Source organism: Arthrobacter sp. BE255 (genome assembly GCF_031457335.1).
GTDB lineage: Bacteria > Actinomycetota > Actinomycetes > Actinomycetales > Micrococcaceae > Arthrobacter.
Genome location: NZ_JAVDWK010000017.1, coordinates 41,293 through 58,230, shown reverse-complemented (window position 1 = coordinate 58,230; position 16,938 = coordinate 41,293). Strand labels below are relative to the sequence as shown.

General features: G+C 66.4%; 13 protein-coding genes. 4 read left to right on the top strand and 9 right to left on the bottom strand.

All coding sequences use genetic code 11. From position 1 onward, the window contains the following. Positions 1 to 15: 15 nt before the first annotated feature. Entirely contained in the window at positions 16 to 1,200 is a 1,185-nt protein-coding gene (locus J2X42_RS21700) for a MarP family serine protease (protein ID WP_310168037.1), read from the top strand. Between the two features lie 67 nt (positions 1,201 to 1,267). On the opposite strand, the gene J2X42_RS21695 is transcribed toward J2X42_RS21700, so the two are convergent. From J2X42_RS21695 to J2X42_RS21665, 7 genes are all read right to left on the bottom strand, one after another. Beyond that, positions 1,268 to 2,332, bottom strand: coding sequence for a DUF2332 domain-containing protein (locus J2X42_RS21695; protein ID WP_310168036.1), 1,065 nt, complete (start codon positions 2,330 to 2,332; stop codon positions 1,268 to 1,270). Positions 2,333 to 2,334: 2 nt separating this feature from the next. Beyond that, on the bottom strand, positions 2,335 to 2,793 hold the full coding sequence (gene aroQ, locus J2X42_RS21690; protein ID WP_310168035.1) for a type II 3-dehydroquinate dehydratase: 459 nt from the start codon (positions 2,791 to 2,793) through the stop codon (positions 2,335 to 2,337). 58 nt (positions 2,794 to 2,851) lie between these two features. Further along, complete coding sequence (galE, locus tag J2X42_RS21685) at positions 2,852 to 3,865, bottom strand: UDP-glucose 4-epimerase GalE (RefSeq protein WP_310168034.1); 1,014 nt, start codon at positions 3,863 to 3,865, stop codon at positions 2,852 to 2,854. An 85-nt stretch (positions 3,866 to 3,950) separates the two neighbouring features. Beyond that, positions 3,951 to 6,146 carry an alpha-galactosidase gene (locus J2X42_RS21680; RefSeq protein ID WP_310168066.1) on the bottom strand — a complete coding sequence of 732 codons (2,196 nt, stop codon included), beginning with the start codon at positions 6,144 to 6,146 and terminating at the stop codon, positions 3,951 to 3,953. A gap of 140 nt (positions 6,147 to 6,286) precedes the next feature. Beyond that, positions 6,287 to 7,630 carry a sugar ABC transporter substrate-binding protein gene (locus J2X42_RS21675; RefSeq protein ID WP_310168033.1) on the bottom strand — a complete coding sequence of 448 codons (1,344 nt, stop codon included), beginning with the start codon at positions 7,628 to 7,630 and terminating at the stop codon, positions 6,287 to 6,289. 50 nt (positions 7,631 to 7,680) lie between these two features. Next, positions 7,681 to 8,628, bottom strand: coding sequence for a carbohydrate ABC transporter permease (locus J2X42_RS21670; RefSeq protein ID WP_310168032.1), 948 nt, complete (start codon positions 8,626 to 8,628; stop codon positions 7,681 to 7,683). A gap of 10 nt (positions 8,629 to 8,638) precedes the next feature. Further along, positions 8,639 to 9,604, bottom strand: a complete 966-nt coding sequence (locus tag J2X42_RS21665; protein WP_396134126.1) for a carbohydrate ABC transporter permease — start codon at positions 9,602 to 9,604, stop codon at positions 8,639 to 8,641. Positions 9,605 to 9,818: 214 nt separating this feature from the next. Between J2X42_RS21665 and J2X42_RS21660 the strand changes: the two genes are divergently transcribed. Together J2X42_RS21660 and J2X42_RS21655 are read left to right on the top strand one after the other, a co-directional pair. Continuing rightward, a complete protein-coding gene (locus J2X42_RS21660; protein ID WP_310168031.1) occupies positions 9,819 to 11,021 on the top strand; it encodes a Gfo/Idh/MocA family oxidoreductase in 1,203 nt (400 codons plus the stop codon). Positions 11,022 to 11,035: 14 nt separating this feature from the next. Next, on the top strand, positions 11,036 to 12,055 hold the full coding sequence (locus tag J2X42_RS21655) for a LacI family DNA-binding transcriptional regulator (protein ID WP_310168030.1): 1,020 nt from the start codon (positions 11,036 to 11,038) through the stop codon (positions 12,053 to 12,055). A gap of 18 nt (positions 12,056 to 12,073) precedes the next feature. On the opposite strand, the gene J2X42_RS21650 is transcribed toward J2X42_RS21655, so the two are convergent. Both J2X42_RS21650 and acs read right to left on the bottom strand, forming a co-directional pair. Next, on the bottom strand, positions 12,074 to 12,859 hold the full coding sequence (locus J2X42_RS21650; RefSeq protein WP_310168029.1) for a DeoR/GlpR family DNA-binding transcription regulator: 786 nt from the start codon (positions 12,857 to 12,859) through the stop codon (positions 12,074 to 12,076). Between the two features lie 202 nt (positions 12,860 to 13,061). Next, positions 13,062 to 15,074, bottom strand: a complete 2,013-nt coding sequence (gene acs / locus J2X42_RS21645; RefSeq protein ID WP_310168064.1) for an acetate--CoA ligase — start codon at positions 15,072 to 15,074, stop codon at positions 13,062 to 13,064. Between the two features lie 419 nt (positions 15,075 to 15,493). Between acs and J2X42_RS21640 the strand changes: the two genes are divergently transcribed. Beyond that, complete coding sequence (locus J2X42_RS21640) at positions 15,494 to 16,915, top strand: hypothetical protein (protein ID WP_310168028.1); 1,422 nt, start codon at positions 15,494 to 15,496, stop codon at positions 16,913 to 16,915. The last annotated feature ends 23 nt before the right edge of the window (positions 16,916 to 16,938 follow it).

Genomic DNA, 16,938 nt, shown 5'->3' with positions numbered 1-16,938 from the left:
TTATAAGGAGCCTTGGTGTTTGGCTTGACCGTTCTGGACCTGGTACTGATCCTTGTCCTGCTGTCGTACCTGGGCTATGGCCTGCGTAACGGGTTCCTGGTGACATTGGGCGGCATTGCCGGTTTCGCCGCCGGAGCCGTGGCCGCCTTTTTTGCCGTCCCCCTCGTCAGCGGCTTTGTCGATGATTCCGGCTGGAGGCTGACCGCCATAGTGGCGGCCGCCGTCGTCCTCATGGCCGTGGGGCACGGGACGGGCACCATGATCGGCCGCAAAATCCGCGGTGCCGTGCGGATCAGGCCGCTGCGCGCCGTGGACCGGCTGGTGGGCGGTGCAGTGAACGTCGCTGTCTCAGCGCTGGTCATGTCCATGCTCGCCTTCAGCGTCAGTTCCCTCGGCGTCCCGCTGGTGTCCCAGCAGTTGGCTGAATCGAAGGTGATCCGGTTCATCGACGGGATGACGCCCACGCCGGTGAAGGCCACCATGGCCCAGCTGCGTTCCACCGTGATCGGCAACGGGATCCCCACCCTCCTCGAAGGCCTCGACCAGGGGCAGCCGGTGGCGGTTCCCAACGCCAGCACTGACACGCCAGCCCTGAACCGCGCCGCCGAATCAGTGCTGAAAATCGCCGGCACCGCCTTTGAATGCGGCCAGAACCAGACCGGAACCGGCTTCGTGGTCTCACCCGGCCGGGTTGTGACGAATGCCCACGTCGTTGCGGGCGTGTCGCAGCCCGTGGTGGAGGTTCCCGGCGGCAGCGCCATGCCCGGACGCGTCGTCTACTTCGACACCAGGCACGACCTCGCCGTCCTGGCGGTGGACGGTCTGCCCGTGGAACCACTGGCCTTGAGCCCCGACCTGCCCAACGGCAGTCCGGCTGCTTTCGCCGGCTATCCGCACGGCGGTCCGTTCCAGTCCAAACCGGCCACTGTGCAGGACATCACCACAGTCCTGGTTCCAGACATCTACGGAAACAGCCCGGCACCCGAGGAGATCTACCGCCTCGCCGGCGACATCCAGCCCGGCAACTCGGGCGGGCCGCTGCTGACCACCGAGGGCCAGGTGGCCGGCGTGATTTTTGCCAAGGCAACGTCCGACGCCGAAATGGGCTTCGCCATCACCATGGACGACCTCAACCCGGTCGCATCCCAGGCGCCGGGGCTTAGCGCCCCCGTATCGTCCGGTCAGTGCATCCAGAAGTAACCGTGCATCCAGAAGTAGCAGGTCGTCCGGACGAAAGCCCTGTCCGCCGTTGCTTACGGCCTAGGGCTTAGAGCCACTCGAGGCTTTGGCCGTGGGGTCCGGTGATGGCCACAGGATGGCCGTTGTGCGTGAGCAGGAACCTGCCCATGATCCGCTGCGGGTCCACTTCCGGGACTACATTTGAGCCGTCCTCCTGGTAGATGACCATGTGCCCCTCGTTGCTGAGCCAGTGGACGCCTCTGGTAGCTGCGAGATGCAGCATGGTCTGCCGGAATTCGGCCCGGCCCCTGGCCGTCAGGTAGCCCATCACGGCGCTGTGGAACACCACCAGCGCAGTGTCCGCCGGTGCCTGGGCAGCAAGGTCCAGGAGCTGCTCGTTCAGGTCGCCCGCAACCAGCAGCGGCGGATCCTGCCGTGCGATGGCCACGGCTTGCCGGAGGCGCGCACGCCGGAACTCCTGCTCCGGCCACACGAGCGCCTCCAGCCACGCGACGTCGTCGGGATCGCCAACGTCCAGCGGGTTCAGGTCGACCCCGGCCCGCCACACCACCGGCGGGAGCGCCGCGGGCACCGGCACTGCGCCGCTCGTGACGCACTTCAGGACGGGGGCCGCGGCCGCCCCGTCCGGACCGGGAGATAACCGGGAGACGGTTGTGCCGTCGTCGTACTCGTAGCCGTACCGGTCCGGGTAGAGCGCCAGTCCCGCCGAGGCGCCCACTTCCAGCAGTGCCAGTGGCTTCGCCTCGGCTACGGAGATGGCCGCGAGCGAGGGCAGCAGGGTGGCGCAGCGGCCGGCCTCGTTGGTCTGCGTGGAACGGGTGAGGACGGTGCTGCTGACGTCGTCCCAGCGGGCCTCAAGGAAATCGCGGAACTGCGCAAAAGGGCCCGGTTCGGCCCCGAGGAACCGCGCGGCGGCCAGCAGGAGGTTGGGTTGGCGCTTATGGTGCGGCCACCGGTCGATGCGGGCGATCAGCTGCGGGTCGTCCGCGATGCCAAGCGTCCACTCGGCGTAGCAGGGCGACGAGCCGGGCGCTTCCACGCTGCCAAAGTGCCGGTACCACGCGGCAGTGCGGGACCCAGCCGGTACGGCCGTCCCGCCAGGTGTGGGCTGCGGGTCCTGCCCGGCCGGCATGGCTACAGCGCTTCGGCCAGGTAGTCGATGGCGAGCTTGTAGCCGAACACTCCGGCGCCCACGATCACCGCGGCACAGACAGGTGACAGGAAGGAATGGTGGCGGAATTCCTCGCGCTGGTGCACGTTGGTGATGTGGACCTCGACGGCGGGCAGCTGCACCGCTGCCAGGGCGTCGCGGAGGGCAACAGAGGTGTGGGTGAACGCGCCGGCGTTCAGCACAATCCCGACGGCGGTGCCGCGGGCTGCGTGGATGGCGTCCAGGAGCACACCCTCGTGGTTGGACTGGACACATTCCACGGTGAAGCCGTGGGCCTCGGCAGCGGTGGCGGCAAGCTGCTCGACGTCGGCGAGGGTGGACGTGCCGTATTTCTCGGGCTCGCGGGTCCCCAGCAGATTAAGGTTGGGCCCGTTCATTACGAGGATGGTGCCGCGCCCGGCAGCGATGGTGGCTTCAGTCATGGATGCAAATCTAGCGCCTGGGAGGGCCTGCCGCGCATTTCTTACGGAGCAGTGGGTGCTAGCTGTTGTAGCCGAGCGGGTTGTTTTTCTGCCAGCGCCAGTGGTCTGCGCACATCTGGTCGATGGTTTTGGTGGTGGACCAGCTGAGGTCTGCCAGGGCTGAGGTGGCGTCGGCCCAGAAGGCGGGGAGGTCGCCTGCGCGGCGGCCGGTGATTTCGTAGGGGATGGGCTGGCCGACGGCTTTTTCGAAGGAGCGCAGGACGTCCAGCACGGAGGAGCCTTTGCCGGATCCGAGGTTCCAGCGGAACACTCCGGTGCGGTCTGCGACGTGGTTCAGGGCTGCGACGTGGCCTTCGGCGAGGTCGACGACGTGGATGTAGTCGCGCAGGCAGGTGCCGTCGGGGGTGTCGTAGTCGCCGCCGAAGACCATGAGTTTTTCGCGGCGGCCGACGGCGACCTGGGCGATGAAGGGCACGAGGTTGTTGGGGATGCCCTGGGGGTCTTCGCCGATGCGCCCGGAGGGGTGTGCGCCGACCGGGTTGAAGTAGCGCAGCAGGGCGATGTGCCAGCGGGGGTCGGCGTCGCCGAGGTCGGAGAGGATGTCCTCGATCTGTTCCTTGGTGCGGCCGTAGGGGTTGTTGGCGCCGATTTCCATCTTTTCCACATACGGGATGGGGTTGTGCTCGCCGTACACGGTGGCGGAGGAGCTGAAGACGAGGGACCGGACGTTGTGCCGGTCCATGACCCGGATGAGGTTCAGGGTGCCCACCAGGTTGTTGTAGTAGTACTTCAGCGGTTCGCGGACCGATTCGCCCACTGCCTTGAGGCCGGCGAAGTGGATGACGGCGTCGATCCCGCTGTTGGCGAACACTGCTTCCACGGCGGCCTCGTCCACCAGGTCCACGTAGTGGAACTCGGCGGCCTTGCCGCTCATTTCGGCAACCCGCCACAGGGACTCCTCGCCGGAATTGACCAGGTTGTCGATCACCACCACGTCATGGCCGGCTTCCTGCAGGGACAAAACAGTGTGGGAGCCGATGTACCCGGCGCCACCAGTGACCAGAATTCGCATAGCTGTCCTTTATCTGAGCGGAGGGCTGCCCCGCCGTTCCCGCCGCTGGGAGAGCGGGGGAACGGCAGGGCAGGCTTTCCAGTTGCTACAGGGCGGTGAACCTCAGCACGATGCCGTGTTCCGGGTTGATGATGGGCATCGGCAGGCCGACTTCGGCCAGGAAACGGCCGCCGGCAACGGCGCCGTCCGCCAGCCATGCCGGCGGCTTGACCTGCGTGAAGGTGTGGGCGTAGTCAGCGTCACCGGGTGCCGGGAAGATGGCTTCCACACGGTAGGTGCGCTCAGGCTCCAGCCCGGGGATGGTGATCCGGCCGGTCTGTTCGGCGAACGCGGTGCGGGTACTGACCAGGGAGAACAGCGCCGCCGTCGTCCCCTGTTCGGATCCCGCCGGGGCAATGGACGGAGCCACCACGCCGTGCAGCATGAGGGAACCGTCGGCAAGGTCCGCGCGGACCATCCGCCCGGAGTGGATGAGGTTCCGGTGTTCCTTGTAGAGCCCGATGAAGCGTTTGAGTTCCTCGCGTTCTGCGCCCTGGACCTCACGGACGTCCCATTCCATGCCGAAGTGGCCGAACAGGGCCGTGATGGCGCGGAAAGACAGGTCATGCGTGCGTGCGGTGGTGTGCGAGGTCGTGGGCCCAATGTGGCCGCCGACCAGTTCCGGCGGGACCACCAGCCCGGTCCAGCGCTGGATGGTCTGCCGCTCCAGGGCATCGTTGCAGTCCGAGGCCCAGATGCGGTCGGTCCGTTCCAGGATTCCCAGGTCCACGCGGGCCCCGCCGGAGGAGCAGCTTTCAATCTCGACGCCGGGGTGGGCCTTCTTGAGTTCGTCAAAGAGGCGGTAGGCGGCCAGGGTCTGCTCATGGACGGAAGACCGCCCGGCATGGCCGTGTTCGGTCAGGTCCCGGTTCTGGTCCCACTTGAGGTAGCTGATGTTGTTCTCCCGCAGGAGCGCGTCCACGCGGTCGAAAATGTACTGCCAGGCTTCAGGGTTCACGAGGTCGATCACATGCTGGAACCGCCATTCAAGCGGCAGGCGGCCGCCGTCCTTGTGCGAATTCGCGGCGGGGCCCACGATCCACTCGGGGTGGGCGCGGGCGATGTCGGAGTCAAGGTTCACCATTTCGGGCTCCACCCAGAGGCCGAACTCCATGCGGCGGGAGGTCACGGCGTTGATCAGGGGCGTGAGGCCGTCCGGCCAGAGTGTTTCGTCGACGTACCAGTCGCCCAGGCCGGCGTTGTCGTCGCGGCGGCCGCGGAACCAGCCGTCGTCGAGCACAAAACGCTCCACGCCGAGATCCGCGGCGGAGTCGGCCAGCTCAATCAGCGTGTCCAGGTTGTGGTCGAAGTAGACCGCTTCCCAGGTGTTCAGCACCACGGGGCGGGGCTTGCCGCCGCCCGCTGCCGGAAGCACGTGGTGGGGGCGGGACCGGAACCAGCTGTAGAAGGCTTCGCTGATGCCGTCCAGGCCGCGGTCGGAGTAGGCGGCGAACAGCGCAGGGGTGGTGTAGCTGGCGCCGGGTGCGAGGATGACTTCGGCCGGGCCCAGGAGCTCCGAGCCGCCGATCATGGTGCGGCCGTCGCCGATGCTGTCCGCGAACTGTTCGTGGTTGCCGCTCCAGGCCAGGTGCGTGGCCCAGACCTTGCCGTGGCGGTTGCCGAATCCGGCGGTGCCGGCGGCGAAGAGGAGTGACGAGTCGTGCCCGGTGCGGCCGTGCCGTCCGGTGCGGACCCAGGTGCCCTGCTGGATGGGGCGGCGCTGCGGGTGGCGTTCCCGGCACCAGCGCCCGGTCAGGTCAAGGAGTTCGACGGCGTCCGGCGCCACCGGGAGGACGGTCGCCAGTTCGTCGAGCTGGTACGGTGTGGTGCCGTCGTTGGTGACGGTGTGCCGGAGCTCCAGCAGGCCGCCGTCGTGCAGTGTCAGCGAGGACGCGACGGTGAGGCCTGCGTCGGGATCGGACTGGACGATGACGGCGGAGTTGCCCTCGGCGGCCGCTGTGACGACGCGGAGGCGGGCCGAGAAGTCCAGGCCCGAGACGCCGTCGGCGAGGCGGTGCCCGCGGAGGGCGGGGCGGCCGCGCCAGCTGGACGAAGCCTGCGGCAGGAGGCCGGCGGGAACGGTGGCGTCAATGGCGGAGTGCGGGATCGGTTCGCCCAGGATGGCGAGGTCCGGCAGTGGGACGCCGCCTAAATCGGTGCCCCAATGGATAATCTCGGCCTCCCCGCTGTTGAAGCTGATCACCAGGCTGGTGCCGGCGGTACGGAGGTGGAGCGGATCCATAGGTATGTCTCTTTCAGTAATCATGTTGGTGAGTCTTGGAGTGTGGGTGCCCGGATGCCGCCGTCGCGAGGAGGGAACGGCGGCATCCGGAGCGGGTGACTGCGGCCACACCCGCAGTCACGCTTTTTTGTGGGCGAGGCCTACTTGAAGAGGGCGTTGACCTGTTCGTTGGCTTCGGTCAGCGAGCTGGCAGGCTTCTTGCCGGAGAGCACGGCGTCCATTGCCGGCTTCATGATGCCCTCGACCTTGGCAGCCTTGTCGGCGATCGGCAGGAGGAAGGTGGTGTCCTCCTTGACGTGGGTGGTGAAGGCGCTGACGTCAACGCCCTTGGCCTCGAACGCCTTGGCCGCGAGCTCGGAAGAGGTGCTGATGGCGGGGAACACGACAGCCTTGGAGGCCACTACGTCCTGGCATTTGGCCGAGGCGAGGTATTCGACCCATTTGACGGAGGCTGCCGGGTTCTTCGTGCCGGCCCAGATGGAGTCCGCCAGGCCGTTGAACATGGACGCGCGCTTGCCGTCCGGTCCCTTGGGGGTGGGGGCTATGCCTGTTTCCACTCCCTTGTAGCTGGTGTACTGGCCGATCATCCACGAGCCGTTGGTGTTGATCGCGGCCTTGCCGGCGCCGAAGTTGTCAGTCACGCTGGCTCCCACGGTGGTTTCCAGCTTGGGCATGTAGCCCTTGTCCACGAGCCCGGTCCACCAGGCGATGGTTTCCTGGAACTTGGGATCGTCGTAGTTGAATTCCTTGCCCCACGGGTTCTTGTCCGTGTGGGTCCAGCCCATGGTGGCGGACAGGAAGCTCCACTGCGTCTGCCCCGTGCCCGCGCCGGAGTTTTCCAGGCCCAGGCCGTAGGTGGCGACGTTGTTCTTGTCGAAGCCTGCCTCGTCGCCGCGGACGCCGTTCTTGTCAACGGTCAGGTGCGCGATGGCCTTTTCGTAGCTGCCGCCATCCTTCGGATTCCAGTCCAGGCCCTTGAGCTGCTCTTCGGTGTAGCCGGCATCAGCCACCAGTTTCTTGTTGTAGAACATCGCGACGGTGTCCCAGTCCTTGGGCAGGCCGTAGCGCTTGCCATCTTCGGTGACCCACAGATCGGTCAGGCCCTTGTTGTAGATGTCCAGGTCCAGTTTGTCGTTCTTGACGGCGTCGTCGAGAGCGAGGAGCTGCTTCTTGGAGGCGAACTCGGGGTATTTGGCGAGGTGGTCGGTGAAAACGTCCGGGGCGGTTCCGGCGACGAACCCGTTGGTCAGGGTGGTCCAGTAGTCGTCCCAGCCGCGCTGGGTGACCTTGACCTTGATGTCAGGGTTGGCCTTGGTGAAGTCGTCGGCGCACTGCTGGTAGGCCGGGAGCTGGTTTGAGTCCCAGAGCCAGTAGTTGATTTCCCCCTTGGCCTCAGTGGACGTGGTGGTGCTTCCTCCGCCACAGGCGGAGAGGGAGAGGGCGATGGCTGCGGCGACAGCTGCGGCGCCGATGGTTTTCTTCATGGTGGACCTTTCGAGGGTGTTGCGGGGCAGGGGTGAAGGAGTGCGGGAAATCATTTGATGCCGGAGAAGCCGATGGAGTTCACGACTTTCTTGCCGAAGGCGATGAAGAGCAGGAGGACGGGCAGGGCGGCGATGAGGGTGGCGGCCATGAGGCCGGACCAGTCGGGGGCGCCTTGGGGGGATTGGGATTTGAAGACGCCCAGGCCGACGGTGAGGACGCGGACGGATTCGTCCTGGCCGACGAGCAGGGGCCAGAAGTATTCGTTCCAGGTGCCGATGAAGGTCAGCAGGGCCAGGGTGGCCATGGGGGCCGCGGCGTTGGGGAGCACGATTTTGAAGTAGATGCGGAACTTGCTGGCGCCGTCGAGCATGGCCGCTTCCTCAACTTCGCGGGACATGGAGAGGAAGAACTGGCGCAGGAAGAAGATCGCGAAGGGGGTCATGAACAGGAACGGCAGGATGATGCCGGCGTAGGTGTTCAGGAGTCCGAGGTTCTTGATCATGAGGAAGTTGGGCAGGGCCGTGAAGATCGGCGGGACCATCATGGTGGCCAGGAAGAGGGCGAAGACTTTTTCCCGGCCGGGCCAGCGGAGCCGGGAGAAGGCGTAGGCGGCCATGGAGCTGAAGAACACCTGTCCGGCGGTGATCAGGGTGGAGACGATGATGGAGCTGCGCAGGTACATCCAGAAGTTGATGGCCGCGCCGGAGCCGCCTTCGGCGATGGCTTCTTCGGGGGTTTGCAGGCCCAGGACGCGTTTGAAGGCGCCCCAGCTGAAGTCCGCGGGCAGGAGGTTCCCGGCGTTCGCGGCGAGGGAGTGGTTGCTGGACAGGGCGGTGCGGAGCATCCAGAGGAACGGGGCAACGGTGACGGCCAGGGCGATGGCCACCAGGGCCCAGGCCCCGGCGCGGCGCCAGTTGAACGGCTTGCGGGCCTTGGTGATGGTGGCGGTGCGGGACGGGGCGGGAGCGCCGTGTCGGGACGGGGTCGTAGTAGTCATGGCGGGGTCCTTAGTCCAGGTCCGATTCGTTGCCCTTGAGGAACTTCATTTGAATGAAGGCGACCAGGGCGAGGATGACGAAGAGAATGACGGACAGTGCGGAGGCGTACCCGAAGTCCGACTCGGTGAAGGCTTTTTGGTAGATGTACATCTGGATCACGCGGGAGGCGTTGATGGGTCCGCCGGCGGTGGTGACGGCCACCGTGTCAAAGACCTGGAAGGAACCGATGACGGTGACCACCAGGACCAGGACCAGGACCGGGCGCAGCAGCGGCATGGTGATGGACCAGAACGTGCGGGACGGGGAGGCCCCGTCCAGGGAGGCGACCTCGTAGACGTGGCTCGGGATCGACTGCAGCCCGGCGAAGATCAGCAGGGCCGTGTAGCCCATGTGGCGCCAGACGTTCACGAACGCGATGGTGGGAATGGCCCATTGCTCGGAGCCGAAGAAGGCGATGCGTTGCCCGCCCAGCCAGGAGATGACTTCATTGACGATGCCCAGCTGGTAATCGAGCATCCAGAACCACAGCAGCGCAACGATCACGTTGGCCACCAGGAAGGGCAGCAGCAGCGCGCCCCGGATGAACGTTGACTTCGCGACCCGGTGCATCAGCAGCGCCAGGCCAAGGGCAATGACGGTCTGGAACCCGATGTTCAGTGCCACGTACTGCAGGGTCACGCTCATCGCGTTCCAGAACAGTTCATCAGCGAAAATCGCCGTGTAGTTCTTGATCCCGATCCAGGTCGGGTCCCCCAGGATGCTGTACTCGGTAAAACTGAGGTAAACACCCCGGATCGTGGGGATCAGGAAGAACGCCACGAAGCCGATCATCGCCGGGAAGATAAACACCATCGCGATCCTCATATCGCCCATACGGTGCATGAGGCTCTTCTTTCGGACGCCTCCGGACTTTTCTGGCGTGGAACCTGCGGCCCGGTCTGCCGGGTCCCGTTGCTGCTTGGTAAGGGTGGTCATCGTCGACCCTTTCCTGACTGTGATGTGGATAACAACTGATGAGAAATCTACACGAGTAGATTGAGGGTGGCAAGTGTTATTTTTCGTGTTGCAATTCAAGGCATTTATCCAGTCGCTGTGCCATTGACTCGAGTAGATCGTGGTGGAACACTGGGAGCCTAATGGACAGCGCTTGCCCGGCGCTCCTGCACAGCACCCACGGAAAAGAGAGACAATGACGTTTTCAATCGGCGTAGTAGGAGTCGGCCAGTTCGGCGGCCAGTTCGCGCACCTCTTCAACCTCCACCCCGGCGTCAGCGACGTATATGTGGTGGATGGGCTTCCGGAACGGGCGGCCGAGGCCGTAGACCGCTACGATCTGGCGGGGTCGAAGGCGAGCTTCGAGGACCTCCTGGCCTCCGACGTCGACGCCGTTGCCATCTTCACCCAGCGCTGGACGCACGGTCCGCTGGTGGAGCAGGCGCTCCGGGCCGGAAAGCACGTCTACTCAGCGGTCCCCATGGCCATTTCCGAAGAGGAAATCGCCAGGATCATCGACGCTGTCCGTGAAACAGGCCTGGTCTACATGATGGGGGAGACCAGTTACTACAACCCCGCCACTGTCTATGCGCGCAAGCAGCACGCGGCCGGCAGCTTCGGGCGGATCTTCTACTCCGAAGGGGACTACGTCCACGACATGGACCTGGGCTTCTACGACGCCTACCAGTACAGCGGCGGCGAGCGCTGGAAGGAAACCGCCAGCTACCCGCCGATGCTGTACCCGACGCACGCGATCGGCGGCGTACTGGGTGCCATTCCGGCCCATGCGGTCAGCGTCAGCTGCGTCGGAGTCAAGGATGACCGCAACGACGGCGTCTTCGACAAGGAAGTCAGCATGTTCGGCAACGACTTCTCCAACGCCACTGCCCTCTTTGAACTCAATGACGGCGGCGTGATGCGCACCAACGAGATGCGACGCGTGGGCTATCCGTCCCACATCAGGGAGTCGCGGTTCCGGTTCTTCGGCACGGAGGCCAGCTTTGAACAGCTCGCCAAAGTCACGGTCTGGCAGGACAAGGAAAACGTCCACGACATTTCCGAGCAGTTCGAAGCCCGGCCCAGCATGTCCCTGGACGACCCCTCCCTGGCCAACGTGGCCCCGGAACTACGGGATGCATTCGTCTCCGGACTCTCGCCGGTCCATGACGCCGACCGGCTGCCGGAGGAGTTCCGCGGCGCACCGAATGGCCACGAGGGCAGCCACCACTTCCTGGTGGACGACTTCGTCATCGCGGTCAACAACGGCACACTCCCTCCGGTCAACGCCTGGGTTGCCGCCCGGTTCACGCTGCCGGGCATTGTGGCGCACGAGTCTGCCCTCCGCGGCGGGGAACGGCTGCCCATCCGCGACTTTGGCGACGCCCCGGGGAACCGATAGCTAGCATGTACACCATGACGACTCCAGCAGTGCAGGCCCCGCGCGGCCCGGTAACCCGCAAGGACGTTGCCCGGTACGCCGGTGTCAGCACCGCCGTCGTCAGTTACGTGGTCAACGGCGGGCCCAAGAAAGTTGCCCCCGCCACCGAAGCGAAGGTCCAGGACGCCATCCGCGTCCTGGGCTACCGCCCGAACGCCGCGGCCCGGGCCCTGAAACTCGGGTCCAGTGAGACGCTGGGGCTCGTCGTCCCGGACATTTCCAACCCCTTTTTCGCTCTCTTTTCCCATGCGGTGGAGGACGCTGCAGCAGCCCTCGGCTACGCCCTGGTGCTCAGCAACTCGGACGGGAACGTGGCCAAGGAGCGGCGGAACATCCGCAACCTTGCTGCCCGGCAAGTCGACGGGGTGCTGCTGGCCAGTGTCCTCTTTGAACCCGATCTGGAGGTCCTGGAAACGGCGGACATCCCGTCGGTGCTGCTGAACCAGGAACGCGATGCCCCCGGTTTCAACAGCATCGGCGTGGACCTCGCGGCAGGCGCCCGGATGGCCGTGGAGCACCTGATTGGCCATGGCCACACCAACATTGGCCTGGCCATGGGCACCAACGTCTCCGGCAGCACCGACGGCCGTGAGGTGGGCTGGCGGGAGGCGCTGCAGCATGCGGGCCTCCCGGAAGGGCCCATCGTGTACAGCGAATTCACCAGGCCCGGCGGTTATGTTGCGGGGCAGCGCCTGCTGGCATCGGTCAACCGGCCCACCGCAATTTTCGCCACCTCGGACATGCAGGCAATCGGCCTGTTGCGGGCCGTGCATGAGGCGGGCCTGGCAGTGCCCGGCCAGATCGCGGTGGCGTCCTTCGACGGTTCCGTTGAGGCCGAATACGCGTGGCCGCCGCTGACCACGGTGGAGCAGCCGGTGGCCGACATGGCAGAAGCTGCCGTGGCGGCTCTCGTGGGCGCCCGCCGCGGGGAGGAGCCCCGGCACAGGATCTTCTCCACCAAGCTGCACGTACGCCAGTCCTGCGGGTGCCCCTGAACCGGGGGAGTTCGTTCGCTATCCGGCGATCCGGACCTTGCCGGCCCGCTCGCCCAGGATCCGCTGGGCTTCGGGGCTGAGGCCGGCATCGCTGATGACCTCGTCCGCCTCGTCCAGGGCGGCGATAGTGCTGATCCCCAGCATCCCCCATTTGGTGTGGTCTGCCAGCACGACGACGTTGCGCGCCGCTGCCACGAAGGCGCGGTCCGTCTCGGCTTCCAGGAGGTTGGGAGTGGTGAACCCGGCGTCGGCGTCCATGCCGTGCACGCCCAGGAACAGCACGTCCAGGTGCAGCTGCTTCAGGGCCGCCGTCGCGATCGGTCCTACCAAGGCGTCCGACGGCGTGCGTTCGCCGCCGATGAGGATCACCGTGGATCCGTACCTGCCTGAACCGGCCGAGGCGCCGTGATGGAAAAGATCGGCGATCCGCACCGAGTTGGTGACCACGGTGATGCGCGGACCGTTGACCAGTTCCTTGGCCAGGGCCCACGTGGTGGTCCCGGCGCTGAGGCCCACGGCCATGCCTTCATGTACCAGGCTGGCCGCTTCCAGAGCGATCGCCTTCTTCTCGGCAGTCAGCTGGGTGGACTTGAGCTCAAAGCCCGGTTCGTGGGTGCTGACGTCGCCCGGGATTTTGGCCCCGCCGTGGATGCGCTCCAGCCGGCCGCCCTCCTCCAGCAGTTCGATGTCACGGCGCACGGTCATCAGCGAGACGCCCAGCTGCTGGGCCAAGTCGGACACACGAACAACCCGATCGCGCTGGACGGCGTCCACAATCGCTTGATGTCGAGCAGCAGGGAGCATCTAAAAGTCATCCTTAAAGCCGGGGGACAGAACTGCTCCCAGCATACGGCGACGGCGCCGCCCACCGTGGTGGGAAGCGCCGTCGACGAGGAGCGGGAGTTATCCGGAAGCGTCCTCAGTGGGCCCACGCCGTCAGGGGAGACGGTGGGGACGGTACGAGCAGCACGCGGAGGATGACCGACCTCCCCTGTCGGAGAAGAGCCTACTTCCGCAGTGACGCCGCGATCTGGGCCATGACGGTGTTGTCGGCCAGGGTGGTGGCGTCGCCTACTTCGCGTCCTTCCGCGACGTCCTTGAGGAGGCGGCGCATGATCTTGCCGGAGCGGGTCTTGGGCAGTTCCGGGACCACGAGGATGGTTTTGGGTTTGGCGATCGGGCCGATCTCCTTGCCCACGTGGTTGCGGAGGTCCTGGATGATCTGGTCGCCGGTGTCCACGGCGTCGCCGCGGAGGATGACGAACGCGACGACGGACTGGCCGGTGGTTTCGTCCGCGGCGCCCACGACGGCGGCTTCGGCCACGGCCGGGTGGGAGACCAGGGCGGATTCGATCTCGGTGGTGGAGAGCCGGTGCCCGGAGACGTTCATGACGTCATCCACCCGGCCTAGGAGCCAGATGTCGCCGTCCTCGTCCTTCTTGGCGCCGTCACCGGCGAAGTACATGGTTTCGAACCGGGACCAGTAGGTGTCCTTGAACCGTTCCGGGTCGCCCCAGATGCCGCGGAGCATGGCGGGCCAGGGTTCGCGGATCACCAGGAAGCCGCCGTGGCCGTTGGGCACGGACTCGCCGAGTTCGTCCACGACATCCACGGCGATGCCGGGCAGCGGGACCTGGGCGGAGCCGGGCTTGGTGGCGGTGACGCCGGGCAGCGGGGCGATCATCTGGGCGCCGGTTTCGGTCTGCCACCAGGTGTCCACGATGGGTGCCTTGTTGCCGCCGATGACGTCCCGGTACCACATCCAGGCCTCCGGATTGATGGACTCACCCACCGAACCGAGCACGCGGAGGGAGGAGAGGTCGTACTTGTCCGGGATGTCCCGGCCCCACTTCATGAACGTCCGGATCGCGGTCGGGGCGGTGTACAGGATGGAGACCTTGTACTTTTCGATGATTTCCCACCAGCGGCCCTGGTGCGGGGAGTCCGGGGTGCCTTCGTACATGACCTGGGTGGCGCCGTTGATGAGCGGGGCGTAGGCGACGTAGGAGTGGCCGGTGACCCAGCCGACGTCGGCGGTGCACCAGTAGACGTCCGTCTCCGGGTGCAGGTCGAACACGGCCTTGTGGGTGTAGGCGCCCTGGGTGAGGTAGCCGCCGGTGGTGTGCAGGATGCCCTTGGGCTTGCCGGTGGTCCCGGAGGTGTAGAGGATGAACAAAGGGTGCTCGGAGTCATGCCCGACGGCGGTGTGCTGGGTGGATGCCGCCCCGACGGTGTCGTCCCACCAGTGGTCCCGGCCTTCGTGCCAGTCCACGTTTTGGCCGTTGCGCTTGACCACCACGACGTTCTGGACCGTGTGCCCGCCTTCGCGGGACAGGGCGTCGTCGACGGCGGTCTTCAGCGCGCTGGGCTTGCCGCGGCGGTAGGTGCCGTCGGCGGTGACCACGAGCTTGGCTTCGGCGTCGTCGATCCTCGAGCGCAGGGCGTCCGCGGAGAACCCGCCGAAGACCACCGAGTGCACCGCGCCGATGCGGGCGCAGGCCAGCAGCGTAATCACGGCTTCGGGGATCATGGGCAGGTACACGGCCACCCGGTCGCCCTTGGCAACGCCGAGGGATTCGAAGGCGTTCGCGGCCTTCTTCACTTCCTCGGTGAGCTGGGCGTAGGTGTAGGTGCGGGTGTCGCCTGGTTCACCTTCGAAGTAGATGGCCACCCGGTCCCCGAGCCCGTTCTCGACGTGCCGGTCCAGGGCGTTGTACGCGGCGTTGACCTCGCCGCCCACGAACCATTTGGCGAACGGCGGGTTGGACCAGTCCAGTGCCTGGTCGAAGTCCTTGGACCAGGTGAGCAGTTCACGGGCCTGCCTGGCCCAGAACGCGGGACGGTCGGCGTCGGCCTCCTTGTAGTCGGCTGCGGTGACGACGGCGTCGGCAGCGAACTCGGGGGTCGGCGCAAACTTGCGGTTCTCGTGCAGCAGGTTTTCGAAGGCGTCGCCCTGCTGGTCGCCCTGCACGGCAGCTGCGGGAGCGGTGGCGGTGGAGCCGGGAGTGTCCTGGGACATGGTGAACCTCATCATTCATCGATCTTTGTTGCGCGGCTTGTACCGTTGCCGGGCCGTGCTCCGCCGCTTTTGCACGGCATTGGGCAGCGGCCGGTCACGGACATTCCGCAAAGAGCTGTTCCGAAACCAAGACTAATGCTTGAGCGGGCGGCTGTGTGCGCCCTGTCACAGAGGCGCCCGTGAACGGCGTTTATTAAGCGGTGAATGGTTTTGCGGGCCAGCCCCGGACGCCACGCAGCCACCCCTCCGGCTAGTGATAGCCAATGCTGTTGACTAGGCTGAGATTGAATTGTGACTTTCGACGGAGCCGTCCGGCTGGGTAACCGCGTTGCGTGCGACCCGGCCGGATGGAGCTTCCAGACGGCACGCATTTTGGGACTGGAATGTCTTTTGGTGCCGCCACGCTAAGGAGAAACAGAATGAACCAGCAAAGCTTCGGCCAGAATTCCGGCCGTGCAACAGCGGCCGGACCTGATGGCCCGTCCGGGAGCAGCGCGGGGACAAGCCATCCGGCGCCGGCAACAGGCAAGCCGGGCTCCCGCCACCAGGCAGTCCTGGGCCATTTCACCGTGCGCGACCTCGCCGTCTTCGCCGCCACCCTCATTCTCTTCGTCACGTCCCTGCTGCCGGTCTTCTTGACCCGCTTCAATCTCTGGAATGCAGGCAACCTGTTCTTCCTGGGCCTGGGAATCGTCCTGCCCGTCATCGTCAGCGCACTGTTCGCAGCCCGCAGGCTCGCCCCAAGCACGAAGGTCCGGATCGGATCGCTGTCCATCGACCAGTTTGCGTCCGTGGTGGCGTCTTTTGCGGTGGCCTTCTTCTTCCTCTCCGTGGCGGGCGACTACCACCCCGCGCTCCTTGCAGGTCTGATCGGCTCCATTGTGCTGTTCGCTGCCACCGTACTGGGCCGGTTCATTCCCTACTTCGCCAGCGACTTCGAGGGCCGCACGGAGACCCCCGCCCATGTGGTGGCGCGTGAATCTGCTGTTCCGCTGCCGAAGCCGCACACGCCCAAGGCCCCGAAGGAACCCAAGCCCGCTGCGTCCGGCCCGGCGCAGGCCGGTGCCCATGGCGCCGCCGTGACGGCCTCCGCTGCCGGCCCGGCAGGTGTCGCCGCAGGCTCCGCCGCCGGTTCCGGTGCCTCCGCCAGCTTCCAGCCGGCAGGGTCGACGCCGGGAATGTCGCCGTTTGCGCCTTCCCCGCATGCCCCGGAAGACGCGAAACCGGCTCCTGCGCCGCAGGCCGCAGAGCCCACGCCTTTCCGGGCGCCTCAGCCTGTGCAGGACTCACAGCCGGCCGAGGAAACGCACGCCCCGTCCGCCCAGCCCGCCCCGTCGGCCCAGCCCGCCCCGTCGGCCGAGCCCGCCCCGGCTGAGGCGGCCGCCGTGTCCTCTGCGCCGGAGGCCTCCGAATGGCCCGCCGATGGTGACTTTGGGCCGCCAACCCAGGCAGCCGACGTCGTGCCTCCCGCCGCGGTGGCCGCAGCCGACGTAACCCCGGCGGCCGAAACCCCGGCAGCCACACCCGCCCGCCAGGCGTCCGAGCCCATCGCGGCCACCGCCGTCCACCAGCAAGTCAGGCGGGAAGAACCCATCGGCGCCACGGTGGATCCGGCCAGCCGCCCGGAGGAATCGGACGAGCAGCCGGTCCACGAGGCCTTCTGGTTCGCCGTCGCCCAGCACCGGACCGCGGTTGACCCCCGGACCGGTGCCCCCGCCTTCGTCATCGAACCGGGCGGCTGGGTCCTGGCCCTCGAGGACCGGGGCCACGAATTCCTGGTCCAGCACACCGACGGCCGTGTGGGTGTGCTGCGGGACCTGAGCAACATCGAGCGCGGCTAGCCAGGCCGGTGGCCACGTCACGT

Coding starts and splice junctions, on each gene's coding strand:
- J2X42_RS21680 (WP_310168066.1), bottom strand. CDS start 6,146: ATGGATCCGCTCCACCTCCGTACCGCCGGCACCAGCCTGGTGATCAGC.
- acs (WP_310168064.1), bottom strand. CDS start 15,074: ATGTCCCAGGACACTCCCGGCTCCACCGCCACCGCTCCCGCAGCTGCC.
- J2X42_RS21655 (WP_310168030.1), top strand. CDS start 11,036: ATGACGACTCCAGCAGTGCAGGCCCCGCGCGGCCCGGTAACCCGCAAG.
- J2X42_RS21670 (WP_310168032.1), bottom strand. CDS start 8,628: ATGACTACTACGACCCCGTCCCGACACGGCGCTCCCGCCCCGTCCCGC.
- J2X42_RS21650 (WP_310168029.1), bottom strand. CDS start 12,859: ATGCTCCCTGCTGCTCGACATCAAGCGATTGTGGACGCCGTCCAGCGC.
- galE (WP_310168034.1), bottom strand. CDS start 3,865: ATGCGAATTCTGGTCACTGGTGGCGCCGGGTACATCGGCTCCCACACT.
- aroQ (WP_310168035.1), bottom strand. CDS start 2,793: ATGACTGAAGCCACCATCGCTGCCGGGCGCGGCACCATCCTCGTAATG.
- J2X42_RS21665 (WP_396134126.1), bottom strand. CDS start 9,604: ATGACCACCCTTACCAAGCAGCAACGGGACCCGGCAGACCGGGCCGCA.
- J2X42_RS21675 (WP_310168033.1), bottom strand. CDS start 7,630: ATGAAGAAAACCATCGGCGCCGCAGCTGTCGCCGCAGCCATCGCCCTC.
- J2X42_RS21695 (WP_310168036.1), bottom strand. CDS start 2,332: ATGCCGGCCGGGCAGGACCCGCAGCCCACACCTGGCGGGACGGCCGTA.
- J2X42_RS21640 (WP_310168028.1), top strand. CDS start 15,494: ATGAACCAGCAAAGCTTCGGCCAGAATTCCGGCCGTGCAACAGCGGCC.
- J2X42_RS21660 (WP_310168031.1), top strand. CDS start 9,819: ATGACGTTTTCAATCGGCGTAGTAGGAGTCGGCCAGTTCGGCGGCCAG.